We start from the raw sequence: 19683 nt of genomic DNA on the forward strand, positions 1-19683 counted from the left end.
ATTCTAGCGGATTTGTCTGCTACTCGCTATCATCACTTTCAGTTTTCGTTACTGAGCAAAGCTCAATGGGTTCACCCATGATACGAATTAACTGTGGTTTATAGTGATTTAACGATTCTTGACGACGAGCAAATAAACGCGCGAACCATAGGCCAACTCCCAAACCTAGAGCTGCTAATAATATAACAAAACCCTCACCATGTCCCAATAAATGCACAAATAGCCATTGACCAATCGCAGTACCGAGAATTAATGAGAACAGGGGAACTAAATATAAGAGTAGCGCAGAATTGATCATACTGCGTTCAGAAAGTCCAATCTCGACTAAGTCACCAATCTTAACTTTCTGTTTTGTTTCTATTTGTAGGATATGTTGTCGACCAGAAACAACCTTAGAGACAATACCGGTTCCACAACTATTTTGCGAAGCACAGCTGCCACAACTTGTTTTCTGTTGGCAGCTCACTTCGATACGATTTGAGTAGGTATTTATGACAGTTGCCATCGCAGTAATCATTTTATATCTCGATCTAACTTATCTATTGAGCACTAAATATAACAGAGTTTGCGATTCGTTGAGCTGTCATTGGTGGAAGATCGCCAACAACAATGACTTCCTGCCCTTCTTTCTCAATACTTTGTAGTGTTCGACGACCTTCTCGAAGTAATTTGTTTTTCATCGATAAGTTATCGGCTGGTGCAACATAGACTGAGAAACTAAAAAGACCATCATTAAACATCATACTTTCGACTTGACGAGAACTTCCCATCAAACGATGACGATTGTTAGCGACGCTATTAAAACCTTTAGGTACCCAAGAAACGTGCCAGTTAAGATCAGACTTCTCAACTTTAGGTGCTTTCATTGCTGGAGGGAATTTAACTTTCTCTAAACCAGAAAGAATATTAATTACTTTAGGGCTAATCGCATAAGAAACCACACGATACTGTTCTAGCGGTTCGCCATCACGAGCCAAAAGATCGGCTCTAAGTACTAAATTCGACGTCTCATCAATCCAAACAATGTAGGAGTAACGCATCCCATCTTTTGGGGCTATGCGAATAACTCGACATGTTGAACCCGCTTCTCGAGAACGTCCCATTGAGATAAATTCATAATGTTGACTTATCTCGGCAATATTAGTATTCAACAATGTCGGAGTCGCTCCCGTCATTGATGAACTTTCGATGGTAAAAGGCTCCGTTCCTGGCTCGAAGTAACTCACCTCACTACCACGCTGAATGGCCTCTCGGGGAGGACCAGACAGGTAAACTAAATGAGCTAATTGTTTACCTGTCTCCACTGCATGACGGTAACGAACAGGCTCTACACCCTGTTTTTTCACTAAGATATAGGAGATCTCATAATTGAGCTCTTTACCTGCCACTTCCGCTTTTTCTAACACAGCTTGAGGCGTCTCTTTAACAACAGGTGCAGCCACTTGTTGTGGTGGCGCTTGTTCTGCCATTGCCATTGGTGCAAAAACTATTCCACCAATAAGAGCAAATGTACCTAAGAATCTTTTTTTCATTACGGAACCGTAGTCGATAATGGGCTTACATCTGACTGTTGTTGATTATTTAATCGTAGTTGTAATTCGTAATCTTGCAACAGGGCATTAATACGTTGACGCTGCTCCATTTTTTGCTCTTCTGATGGAGAGTGATTAAGCGTATCACTACGCGTTAAGCTAACGGGTTCTGCATTACCAACTAAAGGAATTGTATTTAAAACGGGTGGTTGAGCAGTTGCAATTGTTCCATCGACACTATTATATTGTTGAACTCCAACAATAACAGCCATTGAAACACATGCCGCAATACCCACTTGAGTCAATTGAGCAAACCAAGCTGGTCGGCTCCACTTTGCTTTCTGTGGCTGCGGTTGCTCTTCCAATCCTTGTTGAGCATAAACTGTTTTATTTTCAGTAAACGGATTGTTTTCAGAAAACAATGGCATTACCGTTTTGTCATCGACTTGATTAAGCGTATGAGCAGGCTCATCATCTAATAAAAGTGCGATATTGTTAGCAAAATCCTGATTAACTTGAACAGGATCTTCGTTACGCATCACATCACCAATTAAATGGTAATTATGCCAACGAGCTTTTAACGCATCATCTTGCTTCAACGTCTCAATTAAGACTGAGTCGAGGCATTCGCCATCTACCATTGCAGATAGCGCTTCGCTATTTGTGGTTGTCTGTTTATTTCCTGACATGATATGCACCATATATACAATCTTTATTGTTACATTAAGGCGTGTATTTTTTTATCTACACTCTCTCTAGCTCGAAATATTCGTGATCGGACAGTTCCAACAGGGCAATCCATAATGACCGCAATCTCCTCATAACTTAAGCCTTCAAGCTCTCGTAAAGTAATTGCCGTTTTCAGATCCTCTGGAAGTGCATCGATCGCATTGAAGACCGCTTTTCTTAATTGTTCTGACAACATAGAGTTCTCAGGGTTCGATATTTCTTTTAAAGCGTGACTTCCTTCATAATATTCAGCGTCTTCAGCATCAATATCACTGCTTGGCGGTCGGCGTCCTTGAGCAACCAAGTAATTCTTCGCCGTATTAACAGCAATTCGATAAAGCCAAGTATAAAATGCACTTTCACCTCTAAAGCCCGGCAATGCGCGGTAGGCTTTAATAAAGGCTTCTTGTGCTATATCTGGAATATCACCTTGATTATTGACATAACGGGACACTAGATTGCAGACCTTATTTTGATATTTTATTACCAAAAGATTAAAAGCCTGTTTGTCTCCGTTTTGCACTCGCTCAACTAATGCTTGATCCGTTACTTGCTCGCTCATTCGAGCACCTACTCCTAAAAAATGGTGATGATTTATAAAACTCTCAATAAAAAACACAAACTAACTATTCATCGTATCATCGTACTTTGGTAAATTATTATCACGTTGAGTAATAAATAGTGTGTTGATTAATCAATTGTACCTTGAGCGAAACACAAAATAAGACTAGTCAGTTGTCATTTAGTTCAACAATTCAACAAAAAAAATAGATGTTTGGCTCTAACAACCTGATAATTTGGTACTATTAGGCAGAAAGCTTTATCATTTGGCTGCATTCTATGCAAAAAAATAGTAAAACAATAAAAAATAAACCAAGTTAGAGTATCACATTACTCGATTTTTGTGCTTTATTAGTAACAACTATTGCCGTTGTTACTCGAAGGAATGATTTAACAATGAAAGATTATCAAGAATATCAATGCGATGCCCTTATCGTTGGTAGTGGAGCTGCGGGTCTCTCTCTAGCACTACAAATTGCTGACTCTGCGAAAGTCATTGTTATTAGTAAACAGAAAAAGAGTGAAGGATCAACTTATTACGCTCAAGGCGGTATTGCAGCTGTATTCGATGAGACTGATAGCGTCACTTCCCATATTGAAGATACTAAAATTGCAGGAGCAGGATTGTGTGAAACTGAAACCGTTAAATTTATTGCAGAAAATGCTAAACAATCAGTTCAATGGTTAATTGATGGTGGCGTACCTTTCGATAAAGATGATAAATACACTCAGAGCAATCCTAAATACCACCTAACCCAAGAGGGCGGACATAGTCATCGTCGAATTCTCCATGCTGCGGATGCAACCGGTATGGCGATGCAAAACTCCCTACAAGATAACGTACACAATCATCCGAACATTCAGGTTTTTGAGAGCTGTAATGCCCTTGATGTTATCTGTAGTGACGATAAAAATAAACGCGTTATCGGGGCTTATGTTTGGAATAGAAGCCAAGAAAAAGTTGAAACCGTCCATTGTAAGACGGTTATTTTAGCGACAGGCGGAGCCTCAAAAGTTTACCAGTACACCTCAAATCCTGATGTATCGTCTGGTGATGGTATTGCAATGGCATGGCGTGCAGGTTGCCGAGTTGCCAACCTTGAATTTAATCAATTTCATCCCACTTGCCTGTTCCACCCTGATGCGAGAAATTTCTTATTAACCGAAGCACTTCGTGGAGAAGGCGCATACTTAAGACGCCCTGATGGTTCTCGCTTTATGCCCGAGTTTGATGATCGTGCCGAATTAGCACCGCGAGATATTGTCGCTCGCGCCATCGATTTTGAAATGAAGCGTTTAGGGGCTGACTGCATGTTTTTAGACATTAGTCATAAAAATCCTGAGTTTATTACGCATCACTTTCCAACCATCTATGAAAAATTATTAACCCTGGGTATTGATATGACCAAGGAGCCGATTCCAATCGTTCCCGCGGCTCACTATACTTGTGGTGGTGTAATGGTAAATCAACAAGGTGAAACGGATATTCCGGGTCTGTTTGCTATTGGAGAAGTAAGCTACACCGGTCTTCATGGTGCCAATCGAATGGCATCAAACTCACTGCTAGAATGTGTCGTTTACGCTCACTCTGCAGCAGAGAAGCTAAAAGAGTTACTGCCTAATATTAAGATGCCTACAGGAATCCCGACTTGGGATGAAACTCAAGTTCAAAGTTCCGATGAAGAAGTTGTTATCCAGCACAATTGGCATGAATTGAGACTCTTCATGTGGGATTACGTTGGGATTGTTCGTACCGATAAACGTTTAGAGCGCGCAATGCGACGTATCGACATGCTCAATAAAGAAGTCTTTGATTACTACAGTTACTTTAGAGTTTCTAACAACCTATTGGAATTAAGAAATCTATTACAAGTGGCTGAATTGATTGTCCGTAGTGCGATGTCACGTAAAGAGAGTCGTGGGCTGCACTACAATTTGGATCACCTGAATAAACTAGACGATCCAAAACCAACGGTTTTAACGCCAGATAATTACGTCGCTCAGTAACGCTGACCTTAGAGTCATAAATATTGCTAGTAGGCGGAGAATAGCTAGTAGGCGGGAAATAAATGAGGCCCCCATGAGTATTGATTAACTATATGATTGGGGCGAACAAGTATAGCCAATAACCTATCACGGTCAAATAAGATCGGTAGATTAAGATTGATTATGATAGATACCGACAAAGTAATCTTACATGTCGATAACTCGCTGTATCACAACTATCTTGCCAGATAATCAGGTAAGGCTTTTTATTATCATCCACTCTTACAATAATAAGTAATGAACTGATAAAAACGGGTTTCACCTGATACCAACGATAATTCCATTGTAATTCTCCTATTAAAGTTAATAAAAGAGATTCTTGTCGATCTCGTTGTTGTAGATAACAGGTGTAGCCTTCATTTACAGCCAGTAATATTACAATACCTTTAAAGCTATGAATACCGAGTAAAACACTCTCCTTAAAGAGTTGAAAAAATAGTGGCTGTATTTCTGATACAGGAGGGATAAATAATGGAAAAGGCAGTAGAGCAATCACAAAGATCACTCCACTATATACGCCCAACGTTAGCCATTGCGCATAACTTGATGGCTGAAGGTGAAACCTAACGTAACTTGCTTTCGTTGTGAGCAATAATTTGATCAACCATATTTGCTAAAGCAGGATCTTCACTACGTCCATGCTTCATGCACCACGTAAAAAGATCAGGATCATCACACTCTAAAAGCTTCACAAAATCTTGTTGGTGTTGTTCTGTCAGTGAATCAAAACGCTCATCAAAAAACGGCATAATAATCACATCTAGCTCTAACATGCCACGACGACAAGCCCATTTAATTCGCGCTCTCTGTTCTGCTGTAATCATTGTTTTTCTCTCATTAATAATAAAATCTTGCCTGTTGGACATAATATCACGAAACTATTATCTCGCATCTGCAATACTAAATATTACGAGACAGTTATCACTATTACTGACAAATTCATGATGACGTATTAACATGATAAAAAATAGCTAACGGAAAGAGAGCAGATGATGAAAAATTGGGCGGAACTCCTTAATACCGCGTCACAATGTAAGATGTTAAGCACAGACGCGATTCCAGAGCTGGCAATTATCCCATTACCAGATTTGGTTCTAACAACTTTAGTCGGTGATGATACCGTCTCTTACTTACAAGGACAGGTAACTTGTGATGTAACAAGTATTGAAAAAGGATCTGTCACGCAAGCCGCACACTGTGATCCAAAAGGAAAGATGTGGTCCAATTTCAGACTGTTTCATTTTAACGATGGCTTAGCTTATATACTGCATCGCTCAGTGGCTGAAAAGCAGTTAACCGAACTAAAAAAATATGCCGTATTTTCTAAGATCGCCATTGAGCATAATGAAGAGATAAAACTGTTCTCGATCGCAGGATCACAAGCCAAAGTTGCATTGAATGATCATATTTCAGAGCACGATGTGACACCTTATCAAAGCGGTGTCATTGTAAAAATAGATGCAACTCGCTATCTTGTCGCACTCCCAGAAAGGGAAGCACTGACATTAATCAATAGTCTGGATACTGGCACCGTGAGTTCTCCCGATTTGTGGCAATTACTCGAGATCCAAGCGGGTATCCCTCAAATAGAAGCATCAACCAGTGCGGAATATCTCCCTCAAGCATTAAACCTTGAACAGTTAGGTGGCATCTCATATGAAAAAGGATGTTATACCGGACAAGAAATGGTAGCTAGAGCTAAGTTTCGAGGAGCCAACAAGCGTGCGATGTATTTATTGATGGGAACAACGACACAATCTCCTGTTATTGGAACAACGATTCAACGCAGCGTCGGAGAAAACTGGCGAAAAGGGGGGATATTGTCGCAAGCTATCATTTTAATGACGGTTTAACTCTACTTTTAGCTGTTTTACCTAAAGAGATCGAGCCTGAAACGAAGTTCCGTTTAAACGAAAACGATAGTCACGAACTTCAGTTACAATCTTTACCATACAATCAAACTTCTGATTAATCATTATTTATGAAATAAGAGTGTTGTCATCCCTTCACTCTTATTCGTATAAAATAGTGGAAACGTCTACACTAATAACATAATTAACTTCCATTCTCATCCTTAAAAAAATTATCGTTAATCGTTATCTTTTTTATCAGTAAATAATGCCAACCTCATCACAGCACCTTAATCACCATTCTTGTATGATCCTGACGAAAATTGACAACCTAAAGGACAATAAAGTGAGAATGTTTAAACAATATATTCCTAGTTCTGTTGCAAAACATATCAGTCGATTATTTAAAGGTAGATTATATATAGATGGTAGAGGGGGCTATGAATTTAATCATGGTCAACTCCAGATCCCAGCAAACCCTAAAGAGCATCATTACCTCACTGTTAAAGAGGTCAATCAAGAGATAGATAGATTGCGTTCGCACTAATATCTACAGAAGTCACCCTAATACTGACAAGGTTTAAGCTTCTCTAAGCATGATCCATAGACTGTACAGAATTAAGATGAAAAAATAGAGCAAGTAAAGTATCAATACTTGCTCTATCAATAAAAGTCGTCAGTAAGTATCTCTTTTAGCAAGTATCACTTTTTAGCTAAAATAGGCAACTCACCTTTTTCTCCCAATGCTCGTCTTAACAACCCATATTTGACTGGTACCGCTTTATCCGTCACCGTTAAACCCACGCCTCGAATCAACTTAGCCACGGGATTATCACCCGAAAATAACGTTTTAAAGCTCTCCATTGCCACAATCATATCCGCAGCTTCACTTTTACGCCAACGTTCATAAAAACGAAGTTGTTCTTGGCTGCCAATATCTTCTCCGGCTTGCCAAATCTTCTCAATTTCTTGAACTAAGGAAGCTGCATCGAGTAGACCTAAATTAGCCCCTTGCCCTGCTAATGGGTGAATGGTATGAGCAGCATCCCCCACTAATGCAACACGTGATTTCACAAAATCTTGGGCATAGCGCATCTTTAGAGGAAAAACTTCACGTTGACTTACCACATGACACAACCCTAAGCGATGATCAAAAGCTGCGGTTAAGTATTTATTAAACTCATGGTCTTCTAAATCAACCAGCATTTCCGCTTGTAGGGGAGAGGTAGACCAAACAATAGACGATTGATTTGAGTGACTTAATGGTAAAAATGCTAATGGTCCATCAGGACGAAATATTTGACGAGCAATACCGTCATGAGGTTCAGAAGTTTCAATCGTCGCCACAATCGCACTGTGGCCATAATCACGCTCGGTAACTGGAATATCACACTGATTACGGAGCCAAGAGTTTGCACCATCAGCACCAATAACCAATTTAGCGGTAAGCGCAGAACCATTATCTAACGTTAACCAAGCTTCATTTTCACCAAAGGCAATGGTTTGACATTTTGTCGGCATCAGTAATGTGACATTACTCTGTTTTTTAACCACATCAAGGAGCGCCAATTGGACAATACGGTTTTCAACAATATGTCCTAAATTTCGATGGTTAACTGCTTCGGCATCAAAATTAATCTTGGCAAAACTATCTTGCTCCCAAACTTCCATTCCTTGATAAGCCGAGCTTCGACGATCGACAATACCTTGCCATGCTCCTACATTCTCTAAAATGCGTTGGCTACTATGGCTTAACGCTGACACTCGGGTATCAAACTCAGGTTCTATTTTACTTTCTGGCTGATATCCTTCAATAACGGCAATACGAAGTGAACTATCTTTTAGCCCCGCCGCAACAACAAGACCCGCCATGCCGCCACCAATAATGGCGATATCTACATTCAACATATATTTTCCATTTATGATGAGACCAAACCCATCGCTTGTTTTATTAGTGGCTGTTTTAATGTTGAACAGCTCTCCATTGCCATTAGTCCAAGGTTTCTTCCAACAACTAATGGCCAATAATTATTTGCAAAGAGATGAACTAACCCTGAGGTTCCATTAATGGTGACCTCTTTATCTCGTTGACGACACTCTCGATATTGACGCAAGGTTTGATGACATCCAATATCTTGCTGCTGATTTAGCGCTTCGACAATCACGTCAGCTAAGTCTGTCACATCTCGTAAGCCCAGATTAAACCCCTGCCCTGCAATAGGGTGTAGTGCTTGAGCAGCATTGCCTATTGCCACAGCTCTATGTGTAATTGTCGATTGATTGGTGTTTAAAAACAGAGGATAAGCATCACGACGACCTGTTTTTTTTAATTTACCGAGTCGCCAACCAAATGTTTTTTGTAGTTGATTTAAAAATGCCTCATCACTCCAACTCATCACTTTTTCAGCTTGTTCAGGAGGGAAACACCAAACCAAAGAGCTTCGTTGTTGAGACATCGGTAAGAGTGCAACAGGCCCATGAGTGGTAAAGCGCTCAAATGCCTGTCCTTGATGAGGAAGCTCTGTCTCAATATTCGCAATCACTGCAACCTGACCAAAATCGTAACTTGAACGTGTCATGCCTAATTGTTGAGTCGTTTGAGAGTAAGCACCATCTGCAGCGACAAACAGTCGACTCTTTAATTGCTGACCAGAATAAAGCGTCACCGTCGTTGAAGTGTTATCTCGCGTAATTGTTTCTACCCGATCAGGACAGAAAAGAGAGATCTTATCAGAGGCAGTTAACTGGTTAACACACACGCGACCAACATCATGAAGCTCAATAACCGAACCAAGGGAATCAACCCCCTGATCTTGCGCAGAGATAGTAACATGGCCAAGATGATGGCGATCGGTAATATCGATATCTTGAATAGGTGTCGCAAAAGGATCTAATTCACCCCACAGACCGACTCTTTTCAACAATTTTATGGAACCATACGAGAGTGCGATAGAGCGGCTATCAAATCCTGCAAGCATATGTTTATCATAGGCATTAGCTTCTATTACCGCAATCGTTAAACGTCCTTGACTTAACTTATCTAGCGCCAAAGCTAATGAAGCGCCAGCCATTGCACCACCTGAAATAATAATATCAAATGACGACATCTCTGCTCCTATTAAAAAGATCGATGGTTATTAAAAGTCTTCACTATACCCTTCTTACTTGAAGTTGCTAGGTTGTTGGCTACGCTCATTCGCCCCAATCATATCGTACACCTATACTCATGAGGCCTCATTCACTTGCCGCCGACTAGCAACGCCAATTACTTTGGGTATATTTAAAGTAATCGCTGACTATTCAGACGCTTGTTCAGAACGTTTTTGACCAAACTCAGTATGACAAGTTAAGGCGCATACGCGAACATGCTCAATCACCTGCTCAAGAAGGTTTGCTTGCTCTTCCAAATCAGATTCTTCATCGATACCTAATTGTGCGATCTGTTGCAGGTCAGCAAAGATCTCTTTGATCTCATTCGGTGCTGAATCTAACTTTAATCCTGATAAGCCGATACCCGACATAAAATGATTGACCCATTGAGTTAATGCTTCCGCTTGGTCGACCAACTGCTCCATATTACCCTCTTCAGTAGGAAGCAGCAGTGTTAATGAGAATTCACCTTCATTAAGCTCATCTACCGTTGCTTGATACAGCTCAGTTGCAACTTGCTTTGCTGTACGAGGCCAAGCCATACCTTCATTAGTATAATCATTTAACAGTGGTTGCCAGCTGTTATCTAGTGGTAAGCCACCACTAATCATCCCCGTCAATAAACCATGCAATTCTGCAGGCATGACAGCTAATCCATCCGTTTTTAATGCCGATTCCACTGCGATGTATTCTGGAAGTGTTGTTTTGCTCATGAAAAATAAACCTCAGGATCAATAATAAAATAAAAATAGTCACGCTATGCTATCACTTGGTCGTACTATGGTAAAATACCTAAATAGTAGAGTGGAACTAAATCACTAAATTTGCTGACTCTTTCCGCTTAACTCATTATTTTGAACAGATAATCGTCAACAATAAGCTAAGATCTCTCTAGGGACTTGCATGTTAATAACGCTTTTCCTATAGTTACGTCATCACTCGGCAATTATCATTAATATTCAGATGGTTATTTTTAGAGAAATAAATCGATTAATTATTGTCTCTTCTGTATTCAACGAATGTAATCGCATTACTGGTGTTTAAACAAGATTGATGAAAATTAATTGAAGGGTATTAAGCCAAGGAGCATTTAATAATCATGACTACTCAAGCAATTCAGATTGAAGTAATGGGACGTTCTTTACGAGTTAACTGTCCTGCTGGGCAAGAGCAAGCCTTACAAAATGCTGCCGCTGAGTTTGATTCTCGCATAAAAACACTGAGCGAACGAACCAAGATGTCGAATAGTGAGCAATTATTGATCTTTGCTGCATTAAATATTTGTCATGAACTGCAAGATTTACGAGCAGAGCATGCTGCTATTAACCATAATATGAATACTCGTATTGAGTTATTACAAAAAACTATCGAAACAGCCTTAGTACAGCATACCAAGGCAGATTAATTGCATTATATTATTACTATAAAATAATGCTGTCGAATCATCTTAACTAAGTTATATGAAACAAATAAAAATGACTATTTTATATCCATTTTGCTTATAAACTAATAAATCAAGTCAGAGATATCAGATAAAATTAAAGAAACACTAGTAAAATTGACATAATACGAGTAGATTAATACTCAGTTAGTCGCAGTTCAAAGTGCCTTAAAAATAGACTTTAGCTCGATTAACATAGAATAGATGATAACGTTGGAGTGCCAACGTCATCGACAAAATTGTTTCTGGGGTGTTCGTCAGTGGGTTTATGTCCCTGAGCCGATAATCATATACCCAGGGTTAGTACTTCGTTACTATTGAGCATGCTCAGTCCGCTGAGAAGCCTACGGTAACATTGCTAATCCGCCTTGAACCTAATGGTTCAAGGGCTACGATCCTCAACGGCATCCCGGAACAATCCCTTTTTAGACACTTCTATTTAGGAGAATAGGTGACTTTTTCATTAGAACAGGTTAATCCGTTCATTCCTCCAAGTTCAACACCTCAAACAATTAGAAAGCTAATTCGTCAACAACGACGACAACTCTCCTCTCAACAACAACAACAAGCCAGTGATTTAGTTCTTCAACGACTTCAATCTTCACCGAATATCAAGCAAGCAAAGCATATTGCCATATATTTATCAGTTGATGGTGAACTTGACACCCTTCCAATCATCACTTGGCTCTGGCAACAAAATAAGCAGCTTTATCTTCCGGTTCTAAATCCTGATAAACCCAATCAGCTCCTTTTTCTTCACTACACGCCAGCAACTAGACTCATTTTGAATAAATACCAAATTCTTGAGCCTAAATTGATATCTGACGACATATTCCCTGCTGAGCAATTAGACATCGTTATCACACCTCTTGTGGCATTTTCACCTAAAGCTGAACGGTTAGGTATGGGCGGTGGTTATTATGATCGCTTATTAGCACCTTGGTTAAAAAATAAGAGCGGTGCGATCCCCATTGGCATTGCCCATAACCTACAACTCATTGACTCATTACCATCAGAGCCTTGGGATGTCCCTTTGGCTGAAGTTATGACGCCAGATAAACATTGGGTATGGTAATCAAAGATCTCCGTTTAAAATCGGTATATAATCAACTCATTAATTCTCTATCAACCACGACAATTAAATAGGTATCTGCAATGACTCAAGATGAAATGAAAAAACTGGCTGGCTGGGCTGCATTAGAATATGTTCAAGATGGCAGTATTGTCGGTGTCGGTACTGGCTCTACCGTTAACCATTTTATTGATGCACTTGCGACAAAAAAAGCTCAAATCAAAGGCGCGGTATCTAGCTCAATAGCATCAACTGAGCGTCTAAAAGAGATCGGTATCCCTGTTTTTGATTGCAACGATATTACTGGTTTAGATATCTATGTTGATGGTGCTGATGAAATTAATCGTGCATTTGATATGATCAAAGGCGGCGGTGCTGCATTGACCCGCGAAAAGATTGTTGCGGCTATCTCTACAACGTTTGTATGTATCGTTGATAACACCAAAGAAGTGGACGTATTAGGTCAATTCCCTCTCCCTGTTGAAGTGATACCAATGGCAAGAGAGCAAGTAAGCCGTGAGTTAGCAGCATTAGGCGGTCGTCCAGTCTACCGTGAAGGCGTGATGACAGATAATGGTAATATTATCTTGGATGTTCATGATATGCAGATTACTGAGCCTAAAGTATTAGAACAGCAGATTAACAATATCACCGGTGTTGTTACCAATGGTCTATTTGCTCACCGTGGTGCTAACGTATTGTTAGTGGGTACACCAAATGGCGTTGAAACGTCAACACTATAATTCTAGCCCCAGCTTAAAGCTTAAAGCTTAAAAATGTAGTATCGATATTCATTCTCTTATTCGTATCGATGCTACCTTCTCTCTCTCATCTTGTTAAAAAACGCCCCTACTCACGTGCTTATCTCACATTTAGAGTCACCTTAAAAAAATCAATAATTTATCAACTATTTTGTTACTTTGATCTCATTTTTTTGATAAATTGATGATAGGTTAATCACATATTAAGCAATCTGTTGCGATTTGGTGTGGTAATAATTGAGTTTTTAAGGATAAAAACAGCATGTCTAAAGTATCACTCGAAAAAGAAAAGATAAAAATTGTTCTTCTCGAAGGACTTCATCCTTCATCTCTGGATGTTCTCCATAACGCAGGTTACACGAATATTGAGAGTTACCCTGGTGCTCTTAATGGTGCTGAATTAGAGAGTGCGCTTGAAGATGCCCACTTTATCGGCATTCGTTCACGTACCCAATTAACAGAAAGTGTATTAAAGAAGGCACCTAAGTTAATGGCGGTTGGTTGTTTCTGTATTGGTACAAACCAAGTCGACTTAAGTGCCGCAGCGAAACTTGGGATCCCTGTCTTTAACGCTCCGTTTTCCAATACCCGAAGCGTCGCTGAGTTAGTTTTAGGTGAAATATTACTATTATTACGTGGTATCCCAGAAAAAAATGCCAAGGCTCATCGTGGTGAGTGGATGAAATCTGCCTCTAACTCTTATGAAGCGAGAGGAAAAAAGCTAGGGATTATCGGTTATGGTCATATCGGAACACAGTTAGGGATTTTAGCTGAAAATCTAGGTATGCAAGTGATCTATTACGATATTGAGAATAAACTCTCTTTAGGGAACGCGACTCAAATCCATAGTCTTAATGATCTTCTAAATCAATCTGATGTCGTTTCTCTTCATGTTCCAGAAACCGCAGAAACTCAAGATATGTTTGGTGAAGCGCAATTTAAGATGATGAAGCCCAACTCAATCTTCATTAATGCCGCTCGCGGCACAGTTGTCGTTATCGACGCACTGGTCAATGCATTGGAAACAAAACATATTGCTGGTGCCGCTGTCGACGTATTCCCTACAGAACCATCAACTAACAACGATCCTTTCTTATCAGCATTAATTCCATTCGATAATGTATTATTAACGCCACATATCGGTGGTTCAACCCAAGAAGCGCAAGAAAATATTGGTATTGAAGTCGCGGGTAAGCTCGTTAAATACTCTGACAATGGCTCAACACTTTCTGCTGTCGATTTCCCAGAAGTATCACTACCACAACATAAAAACTGCTCTCGCCTACTCCATATCCATAAAAATCAGCCCGGAATTCTAACTCAGATCAATACCATATTTGCTGAAGAGCAAATCAACATTGCCGCTCAGTACCTACAAACAGGGCTAAATATTGGTTATGTGGTTATTGATGTTGAGACTGAAAGATCAGATGAAGCATTAACGAAGATCAAAACGATTGATGGCACAATCCGTGCGCGTGTTCTTCATTAATATTAACAATTTAGAGTAATAAAAAAGGTAAGTTATTCTGTAATAACTTACCTTTTTCTACATCAGATAATTACCATTAAGATAGATATACCCTTTGTATTTAAATTTTAATATAAAATTAAAAATTATTTGCGATTCTCAACTTTAAAAATCACCTCAATTCGATCCTCAAATGTCATAACCGAGTCTTGATAGCTATTGTCTGCTGACATCTCCATTACTTTTGCACTGCGATACATAATCGGGCGAATATTATTGACTTGATAACGAACTTGCCATACCCCATCAAGATCAAGATTAAATCCTTTTGCAATACTTTGTGCTTTTGTCGTCGCATCAGCAATAGCGGCCATACGAGCTTGCTCTTCAAACTTATCTCGTTGGCTAGATTTTAACGTGACTTGATTAATTTCATCAATTCCATCACCTAGTGCACCATCAATTAACGGATTAAGCTGGTTTAAATCGTTGACTGTGACTGTGATTTTTCGACTGGCGACATAACCCTCTTGTTGTCGAGGTTTATCTTTTGGATAGCTATATTGGGGCTGTAACGAGATGTTGGCTGTTTGATATTTATCTCTCGCTAAACCTAACTTTTCCATCCGTATTGAAAATGCAGTTACCGCACTATCAACGGCATCTTTTGCCTCTGTCGCACTATTCTTCGTTGCTAACACAGTGACAACAAACTCTGCCATATCAGGCTTAGCATTCACAGAGCTGACGCCCACGGTTTCAATATGAGGGAAAGTCAGGGCAGGTTCAGAAAAGGAAGAGAAAGAGATAAACGGAGTGGCAACTAATACTAATGAGAGGAGTTTTTTATACATGAAAACAATCCTTTTATAATCATATGAATCTAAAATAATTTAGCATTTAAACAGTCTCTTTGATACTAGGAATTTAATACTAGAAATTTACTCCTAGTCACTAGATGCTAGAGGTTGAATGCCTGTACATTATTGACACGTAGTTATCTCATTGTATATAGAAACACGCTTTTAAGGTGTATTAAAAAAAGAAAAAGCCGATAACTCACTCCCTTTCTAATTGAAAGGGAACAAGTTACCGGCTTTCTATTTAATCGACTAAGCTTTAAAATTTAAAGTATTAGTAATTAAATCTTAGCAATTATAGTACGTCAATTGCGTTAAGGTCTGCGAATGCTTTTTCAAGACGTGCAACCATAGACGCTTGACCAGCACGTAACCATACGCGTGGATCGTAGTATTTTTTGTTTGGCGCAGCTTCACCCGTTGGGTTACCGATTTGACCTTGTAGGAAGTCATGGTTTTCAGCTTCGTAAGTACGGATACCGTCCCAAGTTGCCCACTGTGTATCAGTATCGATGTTCATTTTGATAACACCGTAACCGATAGACTCTTGGATTTCAGCTTCAGAAGAACCAGAACCACCGTGGAATACAAAGTTTAGAGAGTTAGTTGGTAGACCAAACTTCTCTGAACAATATGCTTGAGAATCACGTAGGATAGTTGGCGTTAATACAACGTTACCAGCTTGGTAAACACCGTGTACGTTACCGAAAGATGCAGCGATAGTGAAACGTGGGCTAATTGCGTTTAGTTTCTCATATGCGTATGCAACGTCTTCAGGAGAAGTATAAAGCTCAGATGCGTCCATGTGAGAGTTATCAACGCCGTCTTCTTCACCGCCAGTACAACCTAATTCGATTTCTAGCGTCATGTTCATCTTCGCCATGCGCTCTAGGTACTTACCAGAGATAGCGATGTTATCTTCTAGAGACTCTTCAGAAAGATCGATCATGTGTGAAGAGAATAAAGGCTTGCCAGTTTGTGCGAAGAACTCTTCACCCGCGTCTAGTAGACCGTCGATCCAAGGAAGAAGTTTCTTAGCCGCGTGGTCAGTATGCAGAATAACTGGAATACCATAGCTTTCAGCAACAGCGTGTACATATTTTGCACCTGCTACAGCGCCAAGGATTTGTGCACCTTGACCTTCAAGTTTAACGCCTTTACCAGCGAAGAAACCAGCACCGCCGTTAGAGAACTGAACAACAACTGGAGATTTAACTTTAGCAGCTGCTTCAAGTACACCGTTGATTGTATCAGTATTTACTACGTTTACAGCAGGAAGTGCAAAGTTGTTTTCTTTAGCTACTTCAAATACTTTCTGTACGTCATCGCCAGAAATAACACCAGGTTTTACAAAATCGAAGATCTTAGACATGAGGATTAATCCTATTTAATTCTATCGTTTAAAGTGAAACTTTACGTTTAAAAATCAAAACGCTTGTGTGCAGCTTCTAGATTCTAGCAATAAACCGAATATGCCACAACAAACGAAAAAGGGTGAAATGTCATCATTTCACCCTTTTAAAATCATTATGCTTTTGCACGCTCTTCAAGCATTGCAACGGCAGGAAGTACTTTACCTTCAACAAACTCAAGGAATGCACCACCACCAGTAGAGATGTAAGAAACATCAGACTTGATACCGAACTTGTCGATAGCTGCTAATGTGTCACCACCACCTGCAACAGAGAAGCCTTCAGAAGCAGCGATCGCTTCAGAAATGCCTTTAGTACCGGCTTCAAAGTTTTTAAATTCAAAAACACCAACAGGGCCATTCCAAAGAATAGTTTTAGCACCTTTTAGGATTTCAGCTAATGCCGCAGTTGAATCAGGACCTAAGTCAAAAATCATATCGTCATCTTGAACTTCAGAAACGTGCTTAATTTCAGCTTCTGCGTTCTCATCGAATGCTTTTGCACATGCTACGTCAGTTGCAACAGGGATTGCACACTCTTTCATTAGCTTTTGAGCAGTTTCAACTAAGTCAGCTTCATATAGTGATTTACCAACATTGTGGCCTTCAGCTGCAATAAATGTATTTGCAATACCACCACCAACAACAAGCTGATCAGCGACTTTAGATAGAGACTCTAACACATGTAGCTTAGTTGATACTTTTGAACCACCAACGATAGCAACTAATGGACGAGCAGGGTTGTCCATTGCTTTACCTAGTGCTTCAAGTTCGTTAGCCAGTAAAGGACCCGCACAAGCAACAGCTGCGTTCATACCAACACCGTGAGTTGATGCTTGAGCACGGTGAGCTGTACCGAATGCATCCATCACAAAAATATCACAAAGCGCAGCATATTTCTTAGATAGCTCTTCGTCGTTCTTCTTCTCGCCTTTGTTAAAACGAACATTTTCAAGAACAACAAGCTCACCTGCATTTAGCTCTAGGCCATTAAGGTAATCTTTTGCTAGCTTCACTTCACAATCTAGTGCGTCGTTTAAGTAGTTAACAACTGGAGCTAAAGAGAACTCTTCTGCGTATTCACCTTCAGTCGGACGACCTAAGTGAGAAGTAACCATTACTTTTGCACCAGCAGCTAGGCAGTGCTTAATTGTTGGGATTGATGCAAGAATACGAGCATCAGAAGTTACTTTGCCATTTTTAACGGGTACGTTAAGGTCAGCACGAATAAATACACGTTTACCTGCTAGTTCCAGGTCAGTCATTTTGATTACAGACATTGTAAGTCCTCTTCCAAAGTTAGCTAAATATAAAAATTTCATTAGAGCATAATCACATACTGATTAAGCTCATACCAATTTCATGATAGAAGCCGTTTGATCACCAAACCACTTCTCAATATTCATCTATTTGCTCAATAAGTCTATAGTGAGGTTGACACTATTTCCAACTCAATTTCCACTATAAAAAAAACATTATCTTAAATGACTTATTTGCTTCTTAAAGCTTTAATAATTTGTTAATAAAAACAACGCTGCATAATGTACACTGTTATCACTTATATTGGGATTGATTTATGTCATTAAGTTTCACTTTTTTATGAAAAATAACATATCAAATTCAAAATCAGCGATAAATCCAGATCATTTTATTGAAAAACCAGCAAGATTGTTGCTTCCTTACATATTTTAAACCAAAAGATAGAAAATGTAAGTAAAATAAGAGTGCATTTTTCAACTATAAATAACCAGAAAACTCGATGTATACCTAAAATAATTAAAGTTACTAGTAAACGACAAGTGAATGATGCCTCATGAGTATAAGTGCACTATATGATTCGGACAAACAAATATAGCCAACAACCTAGCGACTTAAAGTGAAAATAGGATAATAAGGAATGACTATGTATAAAGTATTAGCATTAGATTTAGATGGAACCGTTCTGAATTCAAAACATGAAATCAACCCAGAACTTAAAGAGGCAATTCAAAAGATAAAGCGTCATTATCATGTGATGCTAGTCACAGGTCGTCATCACACTTCTGCTAAGCCTTATCATGATGAACTTGGGCTAGATACACCAATTATCTGCTGTAACGGAACGTATATTTACGATTTTGCAAAAAATGAGGTGCTATTTGCGAATGCGATTGAAAAAGAGAGTGCCTTTAAGTTTCTCGATCTTTCTGACCAATATAATATTAACTCTGTTATCTATGTCACCAATGAAATGGTGCATTTAAAATCTAAACCTATCGACTTTTTATCTTATCTTGAGGGCTGGGCGCTTAACTACCCTGAAAATGATCGTCCACAAGTCATCCGTGTTGATTCATTAAGAGATAATATAGAACCGGCTGAATATGTTTGGAAGTTTGTTGCAGAGGGTGATATAGAGGCGATCAATCAGTTTTCAGAGCTAGACTTTATTAAAGAGAATTTTAATGGTGAACGATCTTGGGTCAATCGAGTAGATTTTGCAAAAAAAGGGAATACTAAAGGCGTTAGATTGCAACAATATCTCGATATGATATCAGTCTCCGCTGCAGAAGTTGTGGCGATCGGTGATAACCATAACGACATATCTATGATTGAATTAGCCGGCATGGGCATTGCGATGAATAATGCTGATGATAAAGTAAAATCGAAAGCAGACCGCATTTGTACCACCAACTCAAATGGTAACGGGATCTCATTACTTCTTGATGAGTTATTTTTAGTATCATAAATTGTCCCTACAAAATACAAAAAAAGCTGAGGGATAATTTCATCATCACCCACTCAGCTTCTATTTTTCAT

The 19683-nt window shown here is 39.3% G+C and carries 20 protein-coding genes and 1 other RNA gene; 9 read left to right on the forward strand and 12 right to left on the reverse strand.

Annotation, left to right across the window (positions count from 1 at the left end; translation table 11 throughout):
• Nucleotides 1-19: 19 nt before the first annotated feature.
• From L0B53_RS05435 to rpoE, 4 genes are read right to left on the reverse strand one after another with little or no spacing between them, the layout of a single operon-like run.
• A complete protein-coding gene (locus tag L0B53_RS05435; RefSeq protein ID WP_235061130.1) occupies nucleotides 20-505 on the reverse strand; it encodes a SoxR reducing system RseC family protein in 486 nt (161 codons plus the stop codon).
• A 34-nt stretch (nucleotides 506-539) separates the two neighbouring features.
• Nucleotides 540-1475 (reverse strand): sigma-E factor regulatory protein RseB, encoded by a 936-nt coding sequence (rseB, locus tag L0B53_RS05440; protein ID WP_409202830.1) that lies wholly within the window; start codon nucleotides 1473-1475, stop codon nucleotides 540-542.
• 56 nt (nucleotides 1476-1531) lie between these two features.
• Nucleotides 1532-2221, reverse strand: a complete 690-nt coding sequence (locus L0B53_RS05445; RefSeq protein WP_235061132.1) for an RseA family anti-sigma factor — start codon at nucleotides 2219-2221, stop codon at nucleotides 1532-1534.
• Nucleotides 2222-2250: 29 nt separating this feature from the next.
• A complete protein-coding gene (gene rpoE, locus L0B53_RS05450; RefSeq protein ID WP_235061133.1) occupies nucleotides 2251-2823 on the reverse strand; it encodes an RNA polymerase sigma factor RpoE in 573 nt (190 codons plus the stop codon).
• A gap of 395 nt (nucleotides 2824-3218) precedes the next feature.
• Between rpoE and nadB the strand changes: the two genes are divergently transcribed.
• The gene (gene nadB / locus L0B53_RS05455; protein WP_235061134.1) at nucleotides 3219-4829 is read left to right on the forward strand and encodes an L-aspartate oxidase; all 1611 of its coding nucleotides are present in this window, start codon (nucleotides 3219-3221) and stop codon (nucleotides 4827-4829) included.
• Between the two features lie 160 nt (nucleotides 4830-4989).
• Here nadB and L0B53_RS05460 read toward each other — a convergent pair whose 3' ends face one another.
• Entirely contained in the window at nucleotides 4990-5472 is a 483-nt protein-coding gene (locus tag L0B53_RS05460) for a protein YgfX (protein WP_311197307.1), read from the reverse strand.
• Nucleotides 5432-5692 carry a succinate dehydrogenase assembly factor 2 gene (locus tag L0B53_RS05465; protein WP_235062182.1) on the reverse strand — a complete coding sequence of 87 codons (261 nt, stop codon included), beginning with the start codon at nucleotides 5690-5692 and terminating at the stop codon, nucleotides 5432-5434. Before L0B53_RS05465 ends, L0B53_RS05460 begins: the two co-directional genes overlap by 41 nt.
• Before the next feature lie 165 nt (nucleotides 5693-5857).
• On the opposite strand from L0B53_RS05465, the gene ygfZ reads away from it, so the two are divergent.
• Both ygfZ and L0B53_RS05475 read left to right on the forward strand, forming a co-directional pair.
• A complete protein-coding gene (gene ygfZ, locus L0B53_RS05470; protein WP_235061136.1) occupies nucleotides 5858-6721 on the forward strand; it encodes a tRNA-modifying protein YgfZ in 864 nt (287 codons plus the stop codon).
• A 343-nt stretch (nucleotides 6722-7064) separates the two neighbouring features.
• On the forward strand, nucleotides 7065-7265 hold the full coding sequence (locus L0B53_RS05475; RefSeq protein ID WP_235061137.1) for a DUF1107 family protein: 201 nt from the start codon (nucleotides 7065-7067) through the stop codon (nucleotides 7263-7265).
• Nucleotides 7266-7420: 155 nt separating this feature from the next.
• On the opposite strand, the gene L0B53_RS05480 is transcribed toward L0B53_RS05475, so the two are convergent.
• The 3 genes from L0B53_RS05480 to L0B53_RS05490 form a co-directional block, all read right to left on the reverse strand.
• Nucleotides 7421-8626: an FAD-dependent 2-octaprenylphenol hydroxylase gene (locus L0B53_RS05480; RefSeq protein WP_235061138.1), complete on the reverse strand. Its 1206-nt coding sequence runs from the start codon at nucleotides 8624-8626 to the stop codon at nucleotides 7421-7423.
• Between the two features lie 11 nt (nucleotides 8627-8637).
• Nucleotides 8638-9825 carry a 2-octaprenyl-6-methoxyphenyl hydroxylase gene (gene ubiH / locus L0B53_RS05485; protein WP_235061139.1) on the reverse strand — a complete coding sequence of 396 codons (1188 nt, stop codon included), beginning with the start codon at nucleotides 9823-9825 and terminating at the stop codon, nucleotides 8638-8640.
• Nucleotides 9826-10014: 189 nt separating this feature from the next.
• The gene (locus L0B53_RS05490; RefSeq protein ID WP_235061140.1) at nucleotides 10015-10581 is read right to left on the reverse strand and encodes a YecA family protein; all 567 of its coding nucleotides are present in this window, start codon (nucleotides 10579-10581) and stop codon (nucleotides 10015-10017) included.
• Nucleotides 10582-10967: 386 nt separating this feature from the next.
• Between L0B53_RS05490 and zapA the strand changes: the two genes are divergently transcribed.
• The 5 genes from zapA to serA all read left to right on the forward strand — a co-directional run bounded on the left by zapA (nucleotide 10968) and on the right by serA (nucleotide 14634).
• A complete protein-coding gene (zapA, locus tag L0B53_RS05495) occupies nucleotides 10968-11273 on the forward strand; it encodes a cell division protein ZapA (RefSeq protein ID WP_235061141.1) in 306 nt (101 codons plus the stop codon).
• 275 nt (nucleotides 11274-11548) lie between these two features.
• A non-coding RNA gene (gene ssrS, locus L0B53_RS05500) (6S RNA) lies at nucleotides 11549-11729 on the forward strand.
• Between the two features lie 31 nt (nucleotides 11730-11760).
• Nucleotides 11761-12384 carry a 5-formyltetrahydrofolate cyclo-ligase gene (locus tag L0B53_RS05505; protein ID WP_235061142.1) on the forward strand — a complete coding sequence of 208 codons (624 nt, stop codon included), beginning with the start codon at nucleotides 11761-11763 and terminating at the stop codon, nucleotides 12382-12384.
• Between the two features lie 80 nt (nucleotides 12385-12464).
• Complete coding sequence (gene rpiA, locus L0B53_RS05510; RefSeq protein WP_235061143.1) at nucleotides 12465-13124, forward strand: ribose-5-phosphate isomerase RpiA; 660 nt, start codon at nucleotides 12465-12467, stop codon at nucleotides 13122-13124.
• Nucleotides 13125-13404: 280 nt separating this feature from the next.
• Nucleotides 13405-14634, forward strand: coding sequence for a phosphoglycerate dehydrogenase (gene serA, locus L0B53_RS05515; RefSeq protein WP_235061144.1), 1230 nt, complete (start codon nucleotides 13405-13407; stop codon nucleotides 14632-14634).
• Nucleotides 14635-14759: 125 nt separating this feature from the next.
• Here the strand turns inward: serA and L0B53_RS05520 are convergent, their stop codons facing one another.
• From L0B53_RS05520 to L0B53_RS05530, 3 genes are all read right to left on the reverse strand, one after another.
• Nucleotides 14760-15467: an oxidative stress defense protein gene (locus L0B53_RS05520; RefSeq protein WP_235061145.1), complete on the reverse strand. Its 708-nt coding sequence runs from the start codon at nucleotides 15465-15467 to the stop codon at nucleotides 14760-14762.
• A 301-nt stretch (nucleotides 15468-15768) separates the two neighbouring features.
• The gene (fbaA, locus tag L0B53_RS05525; RefSeq protein ID WP_235061146.1) at nucleotides 15769-16845 is read right to left on the reverse strand and encodes a class II fructose-bisphosphate aldolase; all 1077 of its coding nucleotides are present in this window, start codon (nucleotides 16843-16845) and stop codon (nucleotides 15769-15771) included.
• A 155-nt stretch (nucleotides 16846-17000) separates the two neighbouring features.
• Nucleotides 17001-18164, reverse strand: a complete 1164-nt coding sequence (locus L0B53_RS05530) for a phosphoglycerate kinase (RefSeq protein ID WP_235061147.1) — start codon at nucleotides 18162-18164, stop codon at nucleotides 17001-17003.
• A 623-nt stretch (nucleotides 18165-18787) separates the two neighbouring features.
• Between L0B53_RS05530 and L0B53_RS05535 the strand changes: the two genes are divergently transcribed.
• Nucleotides 18788-19612 carry a Cof-type HAD-IIB family hydrolase gene (locus L0B53_RS05535; protein ID WP_235061148.1) on the forward strand — a complete coding sequence of 275 codons (825 nt, stop codon included), beginning with the start codon at nucleotides 18788-18790 and terminating at the stop codon, nucleotides 19610-19612.
• Nucleotides 19613-19683 lie beyond the last annotated feature (71 nt).

It is taken from the genome of Vibrio sp. SS-MA-C1-2, from assembly GCF_021513135.1.
GTDB lineage: Bacteria > Pseudomonadota > Gammaproteobacteria > Enterobacterales > Vibrionaceae.